Source organism: Paractinoplanes hotanensis (assembly GCF_023717965.1).
GTDB classification, from domain to species: Bacteria; Actinomycetota; Actinomycetes; order Mycobacteriales; family Micromonosporaceae; genus Actinoplanes; species Actinoplanes polyasparticus.
Genome location: NZ_JAMQOL010000023.1, coordinates 98,507 through 116,225, shown reverse-complemented (window position 1 = coordinate 116,225; position 17,719 = coordinate 98,507). Strand labels below are relative to the sequence as shown.

Annotated in this window: 15 protein-coding genes; 9 read left to right on the top strand and 6 right to left on the bottom strand. The window is 71.8% G+C overall.

The genetic code is table 11. From position 1 onward, the window contains the following. Positions 1–97: 97 nt before the first annotated feature. Both LXN57_RS18840 and LXN57_RS18835 read right to left on the bottom strand, forming a co-directional pair. Positions 98–754: a response regulator gene (locus LXN57_RS18840; protein WP_285904637.1), complete on the bottom strand. Its 657-nt coding sequence runs from the start codon at positions 752–754 to the stop codon at positions 98–100. After that, positions 751–2,019, bottom strand: coding sequence for a sensor histidine kinase (locus LXN57_RS18835; RefSeq protein WP_251799482.1), 1,269 nt, complete (start codon positions 2,017–2,019; stop codon positions 751–753). Before LXN57_RS18835 ends, LXN57_RS18840 begins: the two co-directional genes overlap by 4 nt. Before the next feature lie 130 nt (positions 2,020–2,149). On the opposite strand from LXN57_RS18835, the gene LXN57_RS18830 reads away from it, so the two are divergent. Genes LXN57_RS18830 through LXN57_RS18815 form a run of 4 tightly spaced genes read left to right on the top strand, consistent with a single transcriptional unit; the run spans position 2,150 to position 6,252 of the window. Beyond that, the gene (locus LXN57_RS18830; protein ID WP_251799481.1) at positions 2,150–3,049 is read left to right on the top strand and encodes an ABC transporter ATP-binding protein; all 900 of its coding nucleotides are present in this window, start codon (positions 2,150–2,152) and stop codon (positions 3,047–3,049) included. Further along, positions 3,046–3,834, top strand: a complete 789-nt coding sequence (locus LXN57_RS18825) for an ABC transporter permease (protein ID WP_251799480.1) — start codon at positions 3,046–3,048, stop codon at positions 3,832–3,834. The genes LXN57_RS18830 and LXN57_RS18825 overlap by 4 nt, the downstream gene beginning before the upstream one ends. Positions 3,835–3,864: 30 nt before the next feature. After that, entirely contained in the window at positions 3,865–4,131 is a 267-nt protein-coding gene (locus LXN57_RS18820) for a hypothetical protein (protein WP_251799479.1), read from the top strand. Between the two features lie 39 nt (positions 4,132–4,170). Then, entirely contained in the window at positions 4,171–6,252 is a 2,082-nt protein-coding gene (locus tag LXN57_RS18815; RefSeq protein WP_251799478.1) for an immune inhibitor A domain-containing protein, read from the top strand. On the opposite strand, the gene LXN57_RS18810 is transcribed toward LXN57_RS18815, so the two are convergent. Next, positions 6,216–6,929, bottom strand: a complete 714-nt coding sequence (locus LXN57_RS18810) for a cyclase family protein (protein ID WP_251799477.1) — start codon at positions 6,927–6,929, stop codon at positions 6,216–6,218. The genes LXN57_RS18815 and LXN57_RS18810 overlap by 37 nt on opposite strands. 58 nt (positions 6,930–6,987) lie before the next feature. On the opposite strand from LXN57_RS18810, the gene LXN57_RS18805 reads away from it, so the two are divergent. Continuing rightward, on the top strand, positions 6,988–7,584 hold the full coding sequence (locus tag LXN57_RS18805; protein ID WP_251799476.1) for a MerR family transcriptional regulator: 597 nt from the start codon (positions 6,988–6,990) through the stop codon (positions 7,582–7,584). Continuing rightward, positions 7,581–10,025, top strand: coding sequence for a VIT domain-containing protein (locus LXN57_RS18800; RefSeq protein WP_251799475.1), 2,445 nt, complete (start codon positions 7,581–7,583; stop codon positions 10,023–10,025). Before LXN57_RS18805 ends, LXN57_RS18800 begins: the two co-directional genes overlap by 4 nt. Positions 10,026–10,360: 335 nt before the next feature. Here the strand turns inward: LXN57_RS18800 and LXN57_RS18795 are convergent, their stop codons facing one another. Beyond that, a complete protein-coding gene (locus tag LXN57_RS18795; protein WP_251799474.1) occupies positions 10,361–12,085 on the bottom strand; it encodes an alpha/beta hydrolase in 1,725 nt (574 codons plus the stop codon). Between the two features lie 330 nt (positions 12,086–12,415). Here LXN57_RS18795 and LXN57_RS18790 point away from each other — a divergent pair, with 330 nt between their 5' ends. Then, complete coding sequence (locus LXN57_RS18790) at positions 12,416–13,432, top strand: ricin-type beta-trefoil lectin domain protein (RefSeq protein WP_251799473.1); 1,017 nt, start codon at positions 12,416–12,418, stop codon at positions 13,430–13,432. A gap of 24 nt (positions 13,433–13,456) precedes the next feature. Here the strand turns inward: LXN57_RS18790 and LXN57_RS18785 are convergent, their stop codons facing one another. Together LXN57_RS18785 and LXN57_RS48185 are read right to left on the bottom strand one after the other, a co-directional pair. Further along, positions 13,457–15,127 carry an FAD-binding dehydrogenase gene (locus LXN57_RS18785; protein ID WP_251799472.1) on the bottom strand — a complete coding sequence of 557 codons (1,671 nt, stop codon included), beginning with the start codon at positions 15,125–15,127 and terminating at the stop codon, positions 13,457–13,459. Between the two features lie 335 nt (positions 15,128–15,462). Further along, the gene (locus LXN57_RS48185; protein WP_308206635.1) at positions 15,463–16,233 is read right to left on the bottom strand and encodes a helix-turn-helix domain-containing protein; all 771 of its coding nucleotides are present in this window, start codon (positions 16,231–16,233) and stop codon (positions 15,463–15,465) included. A 118-nt stretch (positions 16,234–16,351) separates the two neighbouring features. On the opposite strand from LXN57_RS48185, the gene LXN57_RS18770 reads away from it, so the two are divergent. Both LXN57_RS18770 and LXN57_RS18765 read left to right on the top strand, forming a co-directional pair. Next, on the top strand, positions 16,352–17,233 hold the full coding sequence (locus LXN57_RS18770) for an SDR family oxidoreductase (RefSeq protein WP_251799471.1): 882 nt from the start codon (positions 16,352–16,354) through the stop codon (positions 17,231–17,233). 120 nt (positions 17,234–17,353) lie between these two features. Further along, the gene (locus LXN57_RS18765; protein WP_251799470.1) at positions 17,354–17,719 is read left to right on the top strand and encodes a hypothetical protein; all 366 of its coding nucleotides are present in this window, start codon (positions 17,354–17,356) and stop codon (positions 17,717–17,719) included.

Sequence of the window (17,719 nt, the reverse complement as noted above, 5' to 3'; positions counted from 1 at the left end):
CGGCGCAGCACTGCCCGGCACGGCAGTGCCCGGCACGACGCTTCCCGGCGCGGCAGTGCCCGGCACGACGCTTCCCGGCGCGGCAGTGCCCGGCGCGTCAGGCCCGACCGGCGTCGTGCACCAGGATGGCGACCTGGACACGGTTGTTCAGTTCCAGCTTGATCAGCAGGCGGGAGACATGGGCCTTCACGGTGGCGATCGACATGTGCAGCTTCGTGGCGATCTCGGCGTTGGAGCTGCCCTGGGCGAGCGCGAGCGCCACATCGCGTTCGCGCTCGCTGAGCTGGTCGAGCCGCTCGGCCGCCCGGCTGCGGGACGGCGGAGCCGGGGCAGCCACGTGCGCGATGAGCTGGCGGGTCACCGTGGGCGACAGCATCGCCTCGCCCGCCGCGACCCGGCGGACGGCCCGCAGGATGTCGGCCGGCGGCGTGTCCTTGAGCAGGAAGCCGCTGGCCCCGGCCCGCAACGCTCGCAGGACGTATTCGTCGGCGTCGAAGGTGGTCAGCACGATCACCTCGGGCGCGCCGGGCCGGCTGCGCAGCGTCTCGGTGGCGGCCAGCCCGTCGACGCGGGGCATGCGGATGTCCATCAGCACGATGTCGGGCTGGTGCTGGGACACCGCGCCGGGCACCTCGGCCCCGTCGGCCGCCTCGCCGACGACCGCCACGTCGGGCGCCGCCGACAGGATCATGCTGAGCCCGGCCCGCACCAGCGCGTCGTCGTCGACCAGGAGCACCCGCACCGGCTCGCTCACGCGGCTGCCCCCGCCCGCTCGGCCGTCTTCTTGTCCGGCGGCCACGGCAGCCAGGCCGACAGCACGAACTCGTTCTGCGGGGTGCGGCCGTGGCTGAGCCGGCCGCCGGCCAGCAGCGCCCGCTCGGTGAGACCGACCAGCCCGGTGCCGGTGCCGGGGATCGCCCCGGACGGACCGCCGATGGGCCACGGGTTGCGGATGTCGATGGCCAGGCCGTCGGCCGGCGAACCGGCGACGGCGACCCGCACCGAGGTGCCCGGCGCGTGCTTGCGGGCGTTGGTCAGCCCCTCCTGCACGATGCGGTAGGCCGCGCGACCCGTGCCGTCGGGAACGGCGGCGGGCTCGATGCGGACGTCGAGGTTGACCTTGACGCCGGCCGAGCGCGATTCCTCGGCCAGCGCGGGCAGCGCGCCCAGGGTGGGCTGCGGCGGCTCGGGAGCGCCGTCGGACCGGTCGGCGCGCAGCACCCCGATCACCTCGCGCAGGTCCTGCAGGGCCTGATGGGCGCTGGCCCGGATGACGCCGGCGGCCTTCGCGACCTCGCCGGGCGTGGCGTCCGGCTTGATCTCGAGCGCGCCCGCGTGCAGGCTCAGCAGCGAGATGCGGTGGGCGAGCACGTCGTGCATCTCGCGCGCGATGCGGGTGCGCTCGACCGAGCGGGCCTGCGCGACCCGCAGCTGCTGCTCGGACTCGGCGCGCTCGGCCCGGTCGCGCAGCGACACCACGAGCTGCCGCCGCGAGCGGATCACCATGCCCCACAGGCACACGATGATGATGAAAGCCGCTCCCCAGCCCACCGTCTGCCCGTAGGGGCGCCCGTCCTCGGGGCGCAGGAGCGGAAAGAGCGCGTTGCTCACCAGCCCGGCCAGCGCGAAGGCGGCGAGCACGCCGAATCGGCGGTGGACGGCGACGGTGAACAGCACGATCATGGAGGCGGGCCCGCCGGCGACGGTGAACACCGAGGCGACAGCGCAGAACACGGCGAGCGGGATCAACAGCCGCCCCCGGCGCCACCACAGTCCGACGCCGATGACGGTGCCGACGGCGAAGTCGACCCAGACCAGCCACGTGGGCGTGTAGTGCCACTCGGGCACGACGGTGAGGTCGTCGCTCAACAGGTCCCAGGTGGCGAGCACGCAGAAGCCGTAGCCGATCACGAAACAGAGCGCGTCGATCACCCAGTCGCGCGTCGAGCGCCGGGTCGGCGCCGGCGTCTCGAGGGCGGACGGCAACAACCAGCGGTATTCGGGCCTGAGCTTCCCCACGACGCCGACTCTACGGCCGGTCGGCGAGGCCGGATACCTACCAAAGTCGGTGGTCGGACCCGACCAAGGTTCCGGGCCGCCGACCTCCGGCCGACGCGCCCCACCGGTCGCTCCCGGCACGCTGAGAAGCATGATCACGGTCGAACGACTCACGAAACGGTACGGCGCCCACCCCGCGGTCGACGACGTGTCCTTCACCTGCGAGCCCGGCACGGTCACCGGATTCCTCGGCCCGAACGGCGCCGGCAAATCCACCACGATGCGGATGATCTGCGGGCTCACCCCACCCACCACGGGCTCGGCGACGGTCGGCGGAACTCCCTACCGCCGGCTCGGCAATCCCGGCCGCCACGTCGGCGTGCTGCTCGACGCGTCGGCCCAGCACTCCGGGCGTACGGGCCGGGAAGTTCTCGCCCTAGCCGCCCTCACCATGGGCATCGACCGCCGCGAGGTGCCCCGGGCCCTCGACCGGGTGGGGTTGAACGCGACGGCGGGCAAGCGCCGCGTCAAGGCGTACTCGCTCGGCATGCGGCAACGGCTGGGACTGGCCCTGGCCCTGCTGGGCGACCCGGCCGTGCTGATCCTGGACGAGCCGGCCAACGGGCTCGACCCGGAGGGCATCTACTGGATGCGCGGCCTGCTGCGCGACTTCGCCGACCGCGGCGGCACCGTGCTGCTCTCGTCCCATCTGCTGCGCGAGGTCGAGGCGGTGGCCGACCAGCTGGTCGTGATCGGCGCCGGAAAGGTCGTCGCCCAGGGCGGCAAGGCGGAACTGCTGGCCCAGACGGGGACGCTGGTGCGGGCAGCCGATCCGGCCGCGCTCGCCACGGTGCTCGAGCGCGCGGGCCTGACCGGGACCAGGACGACCGACGGGGGCGTCGTGGTGCCGGCGGGTTCCGAGGTGATCGGGCGGGCCGCCGCCGACGCCGGGCTCGTCCTGCTCGAGCTGCGACCGGCCGGTTCCGGCGGTCTCGAGCAGATGTTCCTCACCCTGACCGCCGGCGATTCCGTCAAGGAGGCAGTCCGATGACCGCCGTTCTCGAGAACACCCACACCCCTTCCGTACGGGCGGAGAGCAGCCGCACGGTGCCGCTGAGCCGGCTGACCGTGGTCGAGCTGCGCAAGCTGGCCGACACCCGGGCCGGGCTCTGGCTGCTGATCGTCATCGGCCTGGCCACGGTCGGCACGTCGGCGATCATGCTGGGCTGGTCGCCCGACGCCGAGCAGACCTTCGAGGGCTTCTTCAGCTTCGGCCTGCTGCCCTCGGCGGTGCTGCTGCCCGTGCTGGGGATTCTGTCGATGACCGCCGAATGGTCGCAGCGCACCGCGCTCACCACCTTCACGCTCGTCCCGGCCCGGGAACGGGTGATCGTGGCCAAGCTGGCCGCCGGGGTGATCATCGCGGTCGCCTCGACCGTCGCGACGCTGGTGCTCGCCGCGGCCGCTAACCTGCTCGGCGCGGCGCTGGGCGCCGACGGCGGCTGGGACATCGCCGGCTCGCTGATCTGGCAGGGCCTGGCCGTACAGATCATTTTCGTCCTGATGGGTCTCGGCTTCGGCGCGCTGCTGCTGAACTCGCCGCTGGCCATCGTGGGGTTCTTCGCGCTGCCGATGGTGTGGACCATCCTGGGCTCGACGATCAAGGCGCTGGGCACGGCGGCCGAATGGCTCGACATCAACACCACCACGACGGCGATGAGCGAGGCGGGCATGACCGGCGGCGAGTGGGCCCGGGTCGGCGTCTCGGCCGCCGTCTGGGTGCTGGTGCCGCTCGTGATCGGCGTCTGGCGGGTGCTGCGGCGCGAGGTTTCCTAGGCTGAGGGATGCGGGGGTACCGTCGGGAACATGCCCATCGGTGCCCAGCCTCCCGGCCGGCGCGGCACGGTCGAAGAGCCGTACAGTCCGCTCAATCTGCGGCTGATCCTGGCCGCTTTCGGGTTCGTCGTCTGCACCGTCCTGGCCGTTCTGCTCTTCCGGACCGGCTGGACGGTGCCCGGCTGGTTGCTGCTGGCCTGGGCCGCGGTCGCCGTGGTCGACATCGTCGTGGTGCAGCTGCGGCGACGGGCCCGGCGTCGTGCCGAGGGCGGACGCGACCACTCGCTCTTCGAATAGCGGCATGCCTGCGGCTTTTGGGTAGTAGCGTCCCGTTGCATGAGATTTGTAGCCATTCTGGCGATCGTGCTGGTGGTCGGGTTCCCCGTTCCGGCGCAGGCGCAGGCGGCTGCGACACTCTCCGACGTACGGGAACTCACCCGCACCCACCTCACGCTGGACGAGCCCCGCCCACCGCGGCCGAAAGGCCGGTCGGCGGCCGGGCCGACGCCGCCGGTGGGAACCGTGCGCGAGTGGCTCGGGCTCGACGACACGACGGGCAAGCTCTATCGCAAGAACTACACGCTGAAGGCGGTCGGCCGGCACGTCGAGGTGTGGGTGGCGCAGGACCTCGCGTTCCCGGCCACCGACTGCCGCAAGAACGCGATCGAGGTCACCGACGCCGACATCGCGGCGTTGGTCGACGAGTTCGACACGACGATTCATCCGAAGGAGACGGCCGTCTTCAGCACGCCGCCCGACCGCGACGGCACGCGGGCGACGACCGAGGGCGACTTCACCGGGGACGGCGACAAGACGGTGACGCTGGTCGACAACATCCGTGACGCGAACTACTACACCTTCCCGGAGGCGGTCACCTACATCGCGGGGTTCTTCTCGCAGACGATCAACGAGCTTCTCGACCGCAACGTGCTGACCCTCGACGCGTACGACTGGAAGCACCGGCTCGGCGCGCAACCGGCCGACGACCCCACCGACGACCTGTGCACCAGCCGGCCCGCGCGGCCCCGCACGTACGAAGCGACCTTCGCGCACGAATGGCAGCACCTGCTCGGCTACTACACCGACCCGGCCGAGAGCACCTGGCTCGACGAGGGGCTGGCCGACTTCGCCTCGGCGCTGACCGGCTACACGGACGCCCGCGCCGGCGTGGACCAGCCCGGCAACGACACACACCTGATGTGCTTCCAGGGCCACGGGCCGGTGAAGACCCGGTACAACGCCAACCCACGGGACTGCGGAGGGCCGCAGAACTCGCTGAACCTGTGGGACGAGGGCACACCGAGCGAGGTGCTGGCCGACTACGGCAACGCGTTCCAGTTCGTGCTCTATCTGCGCGACCGGTTCGGGACGGACGTCGTGTCGATGCTGCATCGGGACAAGCTGCGGCAGGGCCTGGCAGCGGTGCAGGCGGCCCTGCCGGCCGGGGTGGCGCTCTATGACGTGCTGCACGACTACCAGCTGATGACGCTGGTCGACGGGGTGGTGGGCGAATCGGGCGGGACGGTCGCGGGCGCGCCGCTCGCTTCCGTGTCGGCGGCCGGCCTGCGGTCGTCGATCAACCTGGACAACAAGTCGGCCTTCGACGCTCCGGGCGCGGCGCCGAACGGCGCGGACTACGTGCCGTTGCCGACACCGCTCACGTCGGTGTCGTTCGCGGGAGCGACGCATCTCGACCCGCTGCCCTTGGGCTGGACGATCGCCGGGAAGACCCTCTATTCCGGCAATCGCAACAACCTCGACTCGTACGCCGTCCGCCCCGTCACCATTCCGGCCGGCCGGCCGGCGCTGACGCTGGAGACGTCGTACGCGACCGAGGAACGTAACGACTTCGGCTACGTGACCATCTCGACCAACGGAGGCCGGACCTTCCACTCGGTGACCGGGGACAGGACGACGCCCGGGCCGCACGGGCCCGGCCTGACCGGCGCCAGCGGGGGTGTCGTGACGGTCAAGTACAACCTCACGCCGTACGCCGGGAAGGACGTGCTGCTGGGACTGCGGTATGTCACCGACGGGGCCGTCTCGAAGGGTGGCTGGCGGATCGGCGCCATGACTCTGGCCGGCCGCACCCTGAGCGACGGCGCCACGCTGACCGGCTGGACGTCGCCGAGCGCGATCGTGCCGACGCCGGTGCACAACTGGCACGTGCGGCTGGTCGGCCTGCGTGACCGTCACGCCGAAGTGGTGACCCTGGACGATGTCACCCGGCTCACCTCCTATCCCCGGGTCGTCGCTGTGGTCTCGCACGACGCTCCGTCCGAGACGGAGACCCGCTCCGCCCCCTACCGCCTGATCGCCAACGGCGCGCTCCAGCCCGGTGGCTCCCCTGCTCCCGCAGGCGAACAGCCATACGCGGGCGCTCAGGCCTCCGCAGGGGCTCGGGGCAGTAAGCCGTAGATCAACGCGGGCGAGCCGGAGCCGGCCCGGTTGATCTGGCCCCCGCACAGGATCCGGGCGCCCGTCGGGGGCAGCGCCTCGAGGTTGGCCAGCACCTCGAGGCTGATGCGGTGGCGCCGGTAGATCAGGCGCGAGACCGCATACGTGGCGTCGGCGCCGACGTCGGGGCTGAAGGCGTCGGTGCCGGTGCCGCCGCGCCGGCCGATACGGCCGGTGTCGACGAGCCAGCGGGCCGCCTCGATGCCGAAGCCGGGATGGTGCAGCGTGCCGTCGGCGCCGGCGTTGGCGAACGCGGCCGTGCCCCACCGGGCGTCCCAGCCTGTCCAGATGACGACCATGGACTCGCCGGGAATGCGGCCGTGCGCCTGCTCCCACCGTTCCAGGTCGGCGATCGTGACGGCATAGTCGGGATCGTGGGCGCACTGCTGCCGTACGTCGATCTTGACCACCCCCAGATGCAGGTCTTCCAGGTCGAGCTCGTCGGCCAGCGGCTCGCCGGCGTTGAAGTGGCCGGGCGCGCCCCAATGGGTGCCGGTGTGCTCGCCCTGCCGGATGTGGCGCAGATAGAAGCCGTCCTTGTCGATCGTGGCGACCGTCTCGAGCTCGAACGGCGGGTCGCCGGGATAGACCGCGGTCGTCGCCGGGTCGTTGACGTGGGAAAGGCTGATCAGTCGCATCGTTCCGCCCACCCTAACTCATTGACAGTGTCACCGTGACAGTGTCACAGTGGTCGGCATGTGGACGCTCGACGAGTTGGTGGAACGGGTGCGCGAGGCTCTCGAGGCCGAATACCCCGGCGCACCGAACGGACGCGTCCGCGATCTGCCCGATCGCCGCGCCATCCGGTGGTATTCGACGATCGGCCTGGTCGACCGGCCACTCGGCATGCGCGGCCGCTCCGCGCTCTACGGTCCCCGCCATCTGGAACAGCTCGTCGCCATCAAACGCCGCCAGGCCGAGGGGCTCACCCTGGCCCAGATCCAGGCCGAGCTCACCGGCCTGTCCCCGTCCGCGCTCACCGACATCGCGCACGTCCCACCCGGCCTGCTGGTCATGGTCGACGTCGAGGCTCCGCCCGACCACTCCCCCCGCCCCCGTTTCTGGGCCTCCCCACCGGCCCCCGCCGCGCCGCCGGCCCCGGCGTCGACCATGCCCCCGGCGCAACCGTTCACCGGCCTCCCGCTCGGCGGCGGCGTTCTGCTGCTCGTTCCCCGCGTCCTCACCGAGGCCGACCGCGACGCCGTCGCCGAGGCCGCCGCACCCCTGCTCGACCTACTCGCCGCCCGAGGCCTGCTCGTCGCCGAAGGCTCGATCGATGGGAGTCCGTCATGACCCTCTCCGTCACCTCGATGGATCCCGGGGAGATCAGCCGCATCAAGATCCTGCCCGACTCCGGCTTCGGCATGCTGCGCACCGACCGCGGGGCGCTGCCGCTCGACCGCCTCGACGTGCGGGCCCGCGTCAGCGGCCTGGTCGCGCACACGGTGCTGCAGACCGACTTCGTCAACGTGCACGACATCGCGCTCGAGGCGACCTACGTCTTCCCGCTGCCCGACCGCGCCGCTGTCACGGGCATGACCATGACGGCCGACGAGCGCACGATCACTGCCGAGCTGCAGGAACGCGGTCAGGCCCGGGAGGCGTACGACCAGGCGATCAGGTCCGGTCAGCGGGCCTCCATCGCCGAGGAGGAGCGGCCCGACGTCTTCACGATGCGGGTCGGCAACATCCTGCCCGGCGAGCGCGTGACCATCGAGCTCAGCCTGGTCGGCCCCCTGCCCTTCGAGGACGGCGAGGCCACCTTCCGGTTCCCGCTGGTCGTGGCCCCGCGCTACCTCCCCGGCACGCCCCTGAGCGGCCCGGCGGTGGGCGACGGCTGGGCTCCCGACACCGACGCCGTGCCCGATGCCTCGCGCATCACGCCGCCGGTGCTGCTGCCCGGCTTCCCCAACCCGCTGCGGCTCAGCATCGCCGTCGAGATCGACCCGGCCGGGCTCGAGCTGGGCGCGGTGCGCTCCAGCCTCCACACCGTCATCGACCGCGACGGCGTGCTGACGATCGGCGTCGACGAGCGGGCCAACCGCGACTTCGTGCTCCGGCTCCCCTACGCCGGCGGCGGCCAGACCGCGATCGCCGTGCCCGACGAGTCCGCCGAGCAGCCCGAGGGCGTCTACCAACTGGTCGTGCTGCCGCCGGCCGAGTCCGCCGCCCCGCGCCCGAAAGACGTCGTCCTGCTGCTCGACCGCTCGGGCAGCATGGGCGGCTGGAAGATGGTGGCCGCCCGGCGGGCCGCGGCCCGTGTCGTCGACACGCTGACCGCCGCCGACCGTTTCGCCGTGCTCACCTTCGACCACCAGGTCGACCGCCCCGGCGACCTGCCCACCGGCCTGGCCGAGGCCACCGACCGGCACCGGTTCCGCGCGGTCGAACACCTGGCCAAAGCCACCGCCCGCGGCGGCACCGAACTGCTCGCTCCGCTCTCCGAGGGGCTGGGGCTGCTGCGCGCGAGCGAGGGCCGCGACCGGGTGCTGGTGCTCGTCACCGACGGCCAGGTCGGCAACGAGGATCAGATCGTCCACGACGTCACCCCGCTGATCGGCACGACCCGCATCCACACGATCGGCATCGACCGGGCGGTCAACGCGGGCTTCCTGGGGCGGCTCGCCGCCCTGGGCGCCGGCCGGGCCGAGTTGGTCGAGAGCGAAGACCGTCTCGACGAGGCGATGGAACACATCCACCGCCGCATCGGCGCGCCGGTCGTCACCGACCTGCGGATCACGGCGTCCGGCGTGCACCTCGTCGACGACGACCGGTCACCCGCCCGCCTGCCCTGCCTGTACCCCGGCGTCCCGCTGGTGGTGAGCGGCCGCTACACCGGCCGGCCCACGGGCGAACTCGTCGTCACCGGCCGCACCCGCGACGACCGCGAGTTCCGCACGTCGGTGCCCGTCCAGCAGCGCAGCGAACCCGCCGTCGCGGCCCAGTGGGCGCGGGCGCGCCTCCGCGACCTCGAGGACGCGTACGCCGCCGGCGACCGCAGCCTCGAGGATCGCATCGTGGCGACGTCCCTGCGCTATGGCGTCCTGTGCCGCTTCACCGCCTACGTCGCGGTCGACAGCCGCGTCGTCAACGAGGGCGGCGAGACCCGCCGCGTGACCCAGCCCGTCGAACTCCCCGACGGCTGGGAGGCGCCCGGCGCCGTCGCGCCCGCGATGATGCGCCTGGCCTCCGCGGCGTCTCCGGCCCCGCCCCCGCTGCCGAGCGGCCCGCCCAGCTTCGCGCCGGCCTCGGCCGACGAGAGCCTCGCCGCGGGCGGCTTCGCCGGTGCTCCCGCCCCCGCGTCCGGCTACGTCAACAGCGCCGGCGCCGCCCGATCCCGCCGCCCCGGCGTCGCGGCAACCTCCGCCTTCCGCGCAGGCAAAGCCATGGCCGCCAACGCGCTCTCCCTCGATGACGTGCGCGCCCTGGCCGCCACCGAGGCCCAGCGCCTGCGCGACGCCACCGCCCAGCCCGAGTGGCACCAGCGCGAACTCCTCGACGACCTGGCCAGCCGCCTGCACGTCCTGATCGGCGCCCAGACCGACTCCGCCTACACCCCCCTGCAAGAGCTGGTGACCAGTCTCCGCTCCGACGCCCCCACGACCGAGCGGTGGGCAACAGCGCTCAAAGTCCTGACCTCGTTCGCAGGCACCACCAACACCGCGCCCTCCTCCACCGAAAACCCCAGTTCGCCCCCGTCCCCCTCCGACCGAAAGTCTTTCTGGAAACGCTGACCACGCTCACCCCGTAGCCCTACCCTTTGTGGTCGTCCCCAGCCCGGAAATGTTCGGTCGCCTGGCCCGGCACGAACCCCGTATTCCGGGGTGTTGTCGCCGGGCCGGGTGCCGCCGACGCACCGATCACAAGGGACGGCACCACGCGCTGTGCTGACGGGCAGCGGGATGTCGGCGCGATCCTCCCGGCAGACGGCGGCCGAATCGCCGTCTGAAAGCGACGTGCCTCCCTGAGCCCATACCTGGTGGATGAGGCCTCATTGGCCGGCAAGGCCGAAACAAAGAAGCCCCGCTCGCCGCTGGCGCGGGGAGCGGGGCTTCGGGTCGGGCGTTGGTCAGCGGACGGGTGGCAGATGCTTCGGGGTGTTCTCGGCGGGGAGGCCGTGGGCGGCGATCTCGGCGGGGGTGGCGGTGTTCAGGTCGAAGGTGTCCTCGGCCAGCTCGTCCGGGTCCTCGCTGAGAACGGTGCGGAAGGGCTGGGCGGTTCCTACGCAGGTCTTGCCCTTGGCGGGCAGGGTGCGGGCGAGCAGGTACCGGTCCATGGCGGTGGTCACGCACGGGGACGTGCCGTACGCGGTGTGGCCCCAGTTGGTGCTGGACAGAAGGCGGCTGTTCGGCAGGAGCTTGGACGACGACACAGCGTCGGCGTAGTTCGTGGCCGGATCCCAGTAGCTCCCTACGACCAGGACCGGGTTCTTGGTCTTGCGGGTGAACGGGCCGGTGTAGGCGTCCTCGTCGCGGACGGTCCACGTGGTGCGGGCGCACGACGCGCTCGACCAGGCCCAGGCACGGCCGAAGTACGGGGCTCGCTTGTCGGCCTTGGCGCCCGCCTTGACCCAGGCGGCGCCGGTGGCGGGGTGGCGGCCGTCGGTGCACAGCACTGCCGTGTAGGCGTCGAACGAGTTGTCGTACGGGAAAGCACGGCCGGCCAGGCGCCGGTGAGCGCGAGCGACGGTTGCCTCGGCGGTGGCCAGTTCCGCCGCGGCCGGCTTCGCGCCGGGGGTGGTCAGGCGCCACACCGCGGCGGCCAGTCCGGTCACGCCGGCGCCGGCCTCCACGTCGTAGAGCGAGCTGAGCACCATGCTGACGAACATCGCGTAGGTGATCTTCTGGCCGTCCACCGACAGGGGCTTGGCCTTCAGGCGGGTGGCGATCACACGGAAACGACGGATCGCCTGGCCGGAGAACTCGCACCTGGTGGCGCCGGCAACGTTGCAGCGGCGGAGGATCTCGTGCAGGGCCTTCCAGGCGCCGTCGGCCGAGCGGAGCCGGTCGTCCTGGACGGCGTTGCTCTTCTTCCCGACCCAGGCCACCGGGTTGATCACGCCGTCGACGGCGATCGCGCGGAAGCGGTCGGGGAACATGTTCGCGTAGTACTGCCCGAGCGCGGTGCCGTAGCTGAAGCCCAGGTAGCTCAGCTTCTCATCGCCCACGGCGCGGCGCATGACGTCCATGTCGCGCGCGACCTCGGCGGTCGACATCGAGCCGGCCAGGTCGCGCCCGGTGGTCGAACAGGCGCGGCCCTGCGCGGCTGCGGCCTTGAGGAAGGCCTTCTCTTCCTTCACCCCGTACGGGAAACCGGTGTTCAGCCTGGCCAGCACCGGCCGCTGGCGCCCGGCGTCGCCGAAGCACGCGACGGGGTCGCTGAAGCCGATGCCCCGCGGGTCCATGCCGACGACGTCGAAACGCTCGAGCAGCGGGTCGCTCAGGAAGTAGGGGGCAGCGAGCGCCATCGCGACGCCCGAGCCGCCGGGGCCGCCCGGGTTCACGAAAAGGCTGCCGATCTTGCGTTTCTGGTCGCGCGCCTTCACCCGCAGCAGGGCGACACTCACCTTGGTGCCGTTCGGGCGGTCGTAGTCGAGCGGTACCTTCGCGGTCGCGCACTGCGCCCACGAATAGCACGAGTACCAGCGCAGTTTCGGCGTGGCCACCGAGTCGACGCGGCGGCGCTCCACCGAACTGGTGCGCGCGTACGCGCCGGCCGCAGCCAGTTCCCCGGAGGAGGAGGCTTCTGGTAACACCGCGGCTGCGGGGCTGGGCACGACGAGCGCTCCGGCCATCAGAAGACCCGTGACACCGGCTGCGAGCAGACGAGAAGTGCGAGGTGGGGACGGCAACGGCATGGGAACCTCTACTGGTCGCCGGTGCCTGAGTCGCGCCCGGATGATCAAGACGGTAGGTTCACGCGAGATCATCTCGGTTCTCCGCTGTGGAGCATGAAGGTTGCCGCACGATCGACTGTCGCCAAGCCGACGGAAGCTGGTCGTTCCCTGCCTGATCGGCCGCAACGGGCGGAAAGTCGGATCTTCGGGGAAAGGCGGGATCGTGATCTCCGCGGGTAACTTGGACCGCCGATCGTCTCTTGGCAGCTCGATGGCGGCGGGTGAATCGTGACGACGGACGGCGACCACGGCGACGAGCGGGATCCCCTGCTCGTGCGGCCCTTCGTGCTGCGCGATCCCGGCGCGCTCGACGACGACTCGGCTCAGACCTGGCCTGCGGCAAACCCTTCCGCCGTACGGGACCAGCAGGGCACCGGCAACGCCGACGCGCCCACCGCGATCCTGCACCTGCCGTTCCGCCGCAAGCACGCCGCCGCGACGACCCCGGCCCGCGGCAACCGCCGCCGCCGGCTGGTCGTCCTGGCCGGAACGGCCGCGCTGGTCGTGCTCGGGGCCGCAGCCGCCGGCTATGCGGCGCTGCGCGACGACGTACGCCCGGCGGTCACCACCGGCCTGCCCGGTGGCCCGCTCCCGGCGGCAACCGCCCCGCTACCGACGAGCGCCGCCGGCTCGCCGATCCCCGGCAAGTCCGTTCCCGCGGCCGGCCGCCCCGGCGCGGGCACCCGGACCGGAAGCCCCACCGGGCCCACGACCTCCCCCACCGGCACGCCTTCGACGTCCGCCGCCACCGCTACGGGCAGCCCGGCGGCCGGCAGCCCGTCCGCCGGCGAGCCGATCTCCCTGATCCCTGGTCCCACCGGCGACACCACCACCTCGCCCAAGGCGCCTCAGGGTGTCGCTCCCGAGCCACCGTCGAGCGACCGCGTGGGCGTGATCCGCGGCCAGAACGGCCTGTGCCTCGACCTGAACGGCGCGATCGCCGTCGACGGCAACCACATCCAGGTCTTCGACTGCAACAACACGGTGGCTCAGACGTGGACGCTGGCCACCGACGGCACCCTGCGGGTCCAGGGCAAGTGCGCCCTGGCCGTGGGCGACAACACCGTCGAGATCGTCAGCTGCGACGGCCGCACCCCGGCCCAGTGGCGGGTCTCCAACCAACGCCTGATCAACGCCGCCACCAACACCTGCCTGACCGACCCCTCAGCCGGCCGCCGCTCCGGCGCCGACGTCACGGTCAGCACCTGCACAGGCTCGGCGAGCCAACGCTGGTCCCTTCCCTGAGCCGTAGACCTGTTCGGCCGGGCGTCAGAGGCTTTGGGACAGGTGGCGGCCCGCGGCTCGGCCGCTGAAGAGGCAACCACCGAGGAAGGTGCCCTCCAGGGCGTTGTAGCCGTGCACGCCGCCGCCACCGAAGCCGGCCACCTCGCCCGCCGCGTACAGGCCGGGGATGGGAGCGCCGTCGGCCGCGAGAGCTCGCGAGTCCAGGTCGGTCTGGATCCCGCCCAGGGTCTTGCGGGTCAGGATGTGCAGCTTGACGCCGATCAGGGGGCCGGCGGTGGGGTCGAGGATCCGGTGGGGCGCCGCTGTCCGGCCGATGCGGTCGCCCAGGTAGCGGCGGGAGTTGTGGATTCCCTGGATCTGGGCGTCCTTGGCGTAGGGGTGCCCGATCTGGCGGTCCCGCGACTCGATCTGCGTGCGCAGGTGGGCCGCGTCCAGCAGGGGCTCATCGGTCAGCTTGTTCATGCCGGCCACCAGGTCGTCCAGCGTGGAGGCGACCACGAAGTCGGCGCCCTTGCGCTTGAAGGCCTCCACCGGGGCGGGAGCTCCCTTGCCCAGGATGCGTTCGCGGAGGAAGGCCCTCTTGTCGTTCGCGGTGATGTCGGGGTTCTGCTCCGAGCCGGAGAGGGCGAACTCCTTCTCGATGATCTTCTGGGTGAGGATGAACCAGCTGTGGTCGTACCGGGCGATGTCCGGGGTCGTGCGCAGGTGGCGCAGCGTGCTCATCGTGTCGTAGCCGGGGAAGCAGGGCGCGGGCAGCCGCCGGCCCAGCGCGTCGAACCACATCGACGACGGCGCGGGCAGGATGCGGATGCCGTGCGCGGGCCAGATCGGGTCCCAGTTCTGGATGCCCTCGGTGTAGTGCCACATCCGGTCGCGGTTGACCAGTCGCGCGCCGGCGTCGGCGGAGATCTGCAGCAGGCGGCCGTCGACGTACTCGGGCACGCCGGTGATCATGTGCCGGGGCGCCGTGCCCAGACTTTCGGGCCAGTACTTTCGTACCAGGTCGTGGTTTCCGCCGATGCCGCCGGAGGCCACCACGACCGCCTGCGCCGTCAGCGAGAAGTCGCCGGTGGTCTCGCGGCTGGACGGCTCGCCGCGTGCTCCGTCCGAGGGCGCCAGGATCTTTCCGCGTACGCCGGTGACCGCGCCGTTCTCGACCACGAGCTCGTCCACCCGGTGGCGGTAGCGGAACGTCACCAGCCCGCGCGCCGCCGCGTCCCGGACCGACCGCACGAACGGCGCGACCACCCCGGTCCCGGTTCCCCACGTGACGTGGAAGCGGGGCACCGAGTTGCCGTGCCCGTCCGCCCGCAGGCTGCCGCGTTCGGCCCAGCCCACAGTCGGCAGCCACGACATGCCGAGCGACGACAGCCAGGCCCGCTTCTCACCGGCGGCGAACTCGACGTACGCCCGCGCCCAGCGCGACCCCCAGGAGTCCTGATCGTCAAGCCGATCGAAGGCGGCGCTGCCCTGCCAGTCGCTCCAGGCCAGGTCGACCGAGTCGGACACACGCATGCGGCGCTGCTCGGGCGTGTCCACCAGGAAGAGGCCGCCGAAGGACCAGAACGCCTGGCCGCCCAGGTTGGCCTCGTTCTCCTGATCGACCAGGATCACCCGCTTGCCGGCCGTGGTGAGCTCGTGGGCGGCGGCCAAGCCGGCCAGGCCGGCTCCGACAACGATGACGTCTGCGTCCATGGCCCGGCAATGTACCGGAAATCCTGAGGAAGTTTCAGCTTCCCATCGACGCGGTCGGCGCCAAGGCCGGCGGGGGTAGGCGCAGCCGGCGCCGACGGCGGGCGCGGTCGGCCTGGTCAATGGGCGCAGTCGGCACGACCGGCACACGGGCGCGGTCGGCTCGGCCGGTCAGGGCTCGATGAGAAACAACTTGGTCGGTTCGATGCTGCGACCTGGCGTCCGGAGCCGGATCCGCCCGATGGGCCGACCGAGTAATAGTTCGTCGGGCCCTTAGGTCGCAGCCGGTGCGCTCGGCGGAACCGATGTGGTTGGCGCAACCTGTAGATCGGCACTACTCATGCGGCCGGCAACATGGCGCGCAGGCCGGCAAAGGCTTCGCGGACGTGATCAACCAGAGGTTTGTCGTCCGTGCCGGATACCCAGCGGGTGAAGGCGACTTTGAATGCGGCCACCCCGGCCTCGGCGGCGAGCGCGGCAACCAGGCCGTCGACGCCGCGGCGGCGCAGCGTGTCGGTCAGGGCGGCGGCGACGCGGTCGAGCTTGGCCAGCTCGCGTTCCTGCAGGGGTGGATTGGCGTCGATCACCCGCTGGCGCTGCCGCGAGTACTCGACCGGCGGGAAATAGTCAGCGGCGGCCGCCTCGAACGCCACGGCGACCGGAGTCAGCGCAGACGGCCACCCAGGGTGAGCCGAGGGAGCCACCCCCGGAGACACGACCACGGAGTCGGGGCCCGGCGATTCGACCCCAGACATGGCGCCGCCAGGCCGAACGGCCCCCGACGCAGAGCCCTCAAGCACGGCGTCCCCCGACGCAGCGCTGACGGACACAGCGGCGGCGGGCGAAATCGCTGCGGGCTCAGCCGCTGCCGGAGCGGTTGGGAGCAGGGGTGACGTGGCCACTGACTCGACGAGCAGTTCGTGCAGGCGTTCGGAGCCGGCGAAGAGGACCTCGCGCTTGTCGGTGAAGTGGCGGAAGAACGTGCGTTCGGTCAGGCCGGCCCGTTCGGCGATCTCGGCCACCGTCGTCTGGTCGAAGCCGCGCTCGGCGTACAGGTCCATGGCCGCCTGGCGGAGGCGGGACTTCGCGTTCGGCTCCCAGCGACCCATGGTCCCCATCGTAGGCGAGGACAGTTCCTGACATCACACGGCCAACTTGATGACAGCGCCTGACATCGGCGTGCTAGCTTCATGACAGCGACTGACATCAAGCGAAAGAAGGCCTGTCATGCGCGTATTCGTCACCGGCGCCTCGGGGTGGATCGGCTCCGCGGTCGTCCCGGAATTACTGAAGAACGGCCACGAGGTCACCGGCCTGGCCCGCTCGGACGACTCGGCTCGGCGCGTCGCCGACGCGGGAGCCGCGGTTCTGCGGGGCGACCTCGACACGCTCGACGTCCTGCAGGAGGGCGCACGTAACAGCGACGCCGTCATCCATCTGGCCTTCGTGCACGACTTCGGCGCGTTCGCCGAGTCACTGCGCAAGGACCGCGCCGCCATCGACGCGATCGGTGACGCCCTGGCGGGCAGCGGGCGGCCGTTCGCGATCGCCTCGGGCACGCTCGGGCTGATTCCGGGGCGGGTCGCCACCGAGCGCGACATCCCCGACCCGGCCACCGCTCACCCGCGTCAGCAGTCGGCCGCTGCCGCCCTGGCCCTGACCGACCGGCAGGTGAAGCCGATCGTCGTGCGCCTGGCCCCGACCGTGCACGGCGAGGGCGATCAGGGCTTCGTCCCCACCTTGATCCACCGCGCCCGCGAGCGCGGCTCGGCCGGCTACATCGGCACCGGCGCGAACCGGTGGACGGCTGTGCACCGGGACGACGCGGCCATCCTGTTCCGTCTGGCCGTCGAGCAGGCCACGGCGGAACCGGCGATCCTGCACGCAGTGGCCGAGGACGCCGTCACCGGCCGCGAGATCGCCGAGGCGATCGGACGCGGTCTGGGCGTCCCCGCCGAGCCGGCCGCCCCGGAGGACCTGGGATGGATCGGCCCGATGTTCGCGGCCGACAGCCCGGCCTCCAACGTTCTGACCCGGGAACGCCTCGGCTGGACACCCACCGGCCCAACCCTGATCGACGACCTCGCTTCCGGTCACTACTTCAAGTAAGCCGTAAAAGAAATCCTTAAGAGACACTTAAGTCGGTCGATCTCGTCTTGACCAGGATCTCCCGGGGTGGGAACTGTTAACTACCTTTCCGGTTCCCCATCCTCACCCCGGGAGATCCCCATGCGCAGACGCGCACTCCGGGCCGCGTTCACGGCATCAGCCGCGGCGACCGCCACCCTCGGCGTTCGCCTGGCCACTGCCGACGCCGCCACCGAAGCGACCACCGACACCGCCGCCGTCAACGCTGCCCCCGCCACGTTCACCCATCCCGGTGTCCTAGTCAGCCGGGGTCAGCTCGACTTCGTCAAGACCAGGATCAGCGAGGACGCGCAGCCCTGGACGGCCGCGTGCAACCAGATGCTGGCCAGCCGGCTCGGGATCGGAATGACCAACAGCCGCACCTACACCGAGTCGCGCCGCCCGCAGGGGACGAACAACCTGTTCGTCGCCGGGGAGACGCTCACCCACGCGAACAACCCGGCCTGA

Bases quoted from the DNA above. Each gene is read 5' to 3' on its own strand.
- LXN57_RS18770 (WP_251799471.1), top strand. From the start codon at position 16,352: ATGCGCGTATTCGTCACCGGCGCCTCGGGGTGGATCGGCTCCGCGGTC.
- LXN57_RS18820 (WP_251799479.1), top strand. From the start codon at position 3,865: ATGCCCATCGGTGCCCAGCCTCCCGGCCGGCGCGGCACGGTCGAAGAG.
- LXN57_RS18785 (WP_251799472.1), bottom strand. From the start codon at position 15,127: ATGGACGCAGACGTCATCGTTGTCGGAGCCGGCCTGGCCGGCTTGGCC.
- LXN57_RS18800 (WP_251799475.1), top strand. From the start codon at position 7,581: ATGACCCTCTCCGTCACCTCGATGGATCCCGGGGAGATCAGCCGCATC.
- LXN57_RS18815 (WP_251799478.1), top strand. From the start codon at position 4,171: ATGAGATTTGTAGCCATTCTGGCGATCGTGCTGGTGGTCGGGTTCCCC.
- LXN57_RS18765 (WP_251799470.1), top strand. From the start codon at position 17,354: ATGCGCAGACGCGCACTCCGGGCCGCGTTCACGGCATCAGCCGCGGCG.
- LXN57_RS18830 (WP_251799481.1), top strand. From the start codon at position 2,150: ATGATCACGGTCGAACGACTCACGAAACGGTACGGCGCCCACCCCGCG.
- LXN57_RS48185 (WP_308206635.1), bottom strand. From the start codon at position 16,233: ATGGGTCGCTGGGAGCCGAACGCGAAGTCCCGCCTCCGCCAGGCGGCC.
- LXN57_RS18795 (WP_251799474.1), bottom strand. From the start codon at position 12,085: ATGGCCGGAGCGCTCGTCGTGCCCAGCCCCGCAGCCGCGGTGTTACCA.
- LXN57_RS18825 (WP_251799480.1), top strand. From the start codon at position 3,046: ATGACCGCCGTTCTCGAGAACACCCACACCCCTTCCGTACGGGCGGAG.
- LXN57_RS18810 (WP_251799477.1), bottom strand. From the start codon at position 6,929: ATGCGACTGATCAGCCTTTCCCACGTCAACGACCCGGCGACGACCGCG.
- LXN57_RS18805 (WP_251799476.1), top strand. From the start codon at position 6,988: ATGTGGACGCTCGACGAGTTGGTGGAACGGGTGCGCGAGGCTCTCGAG.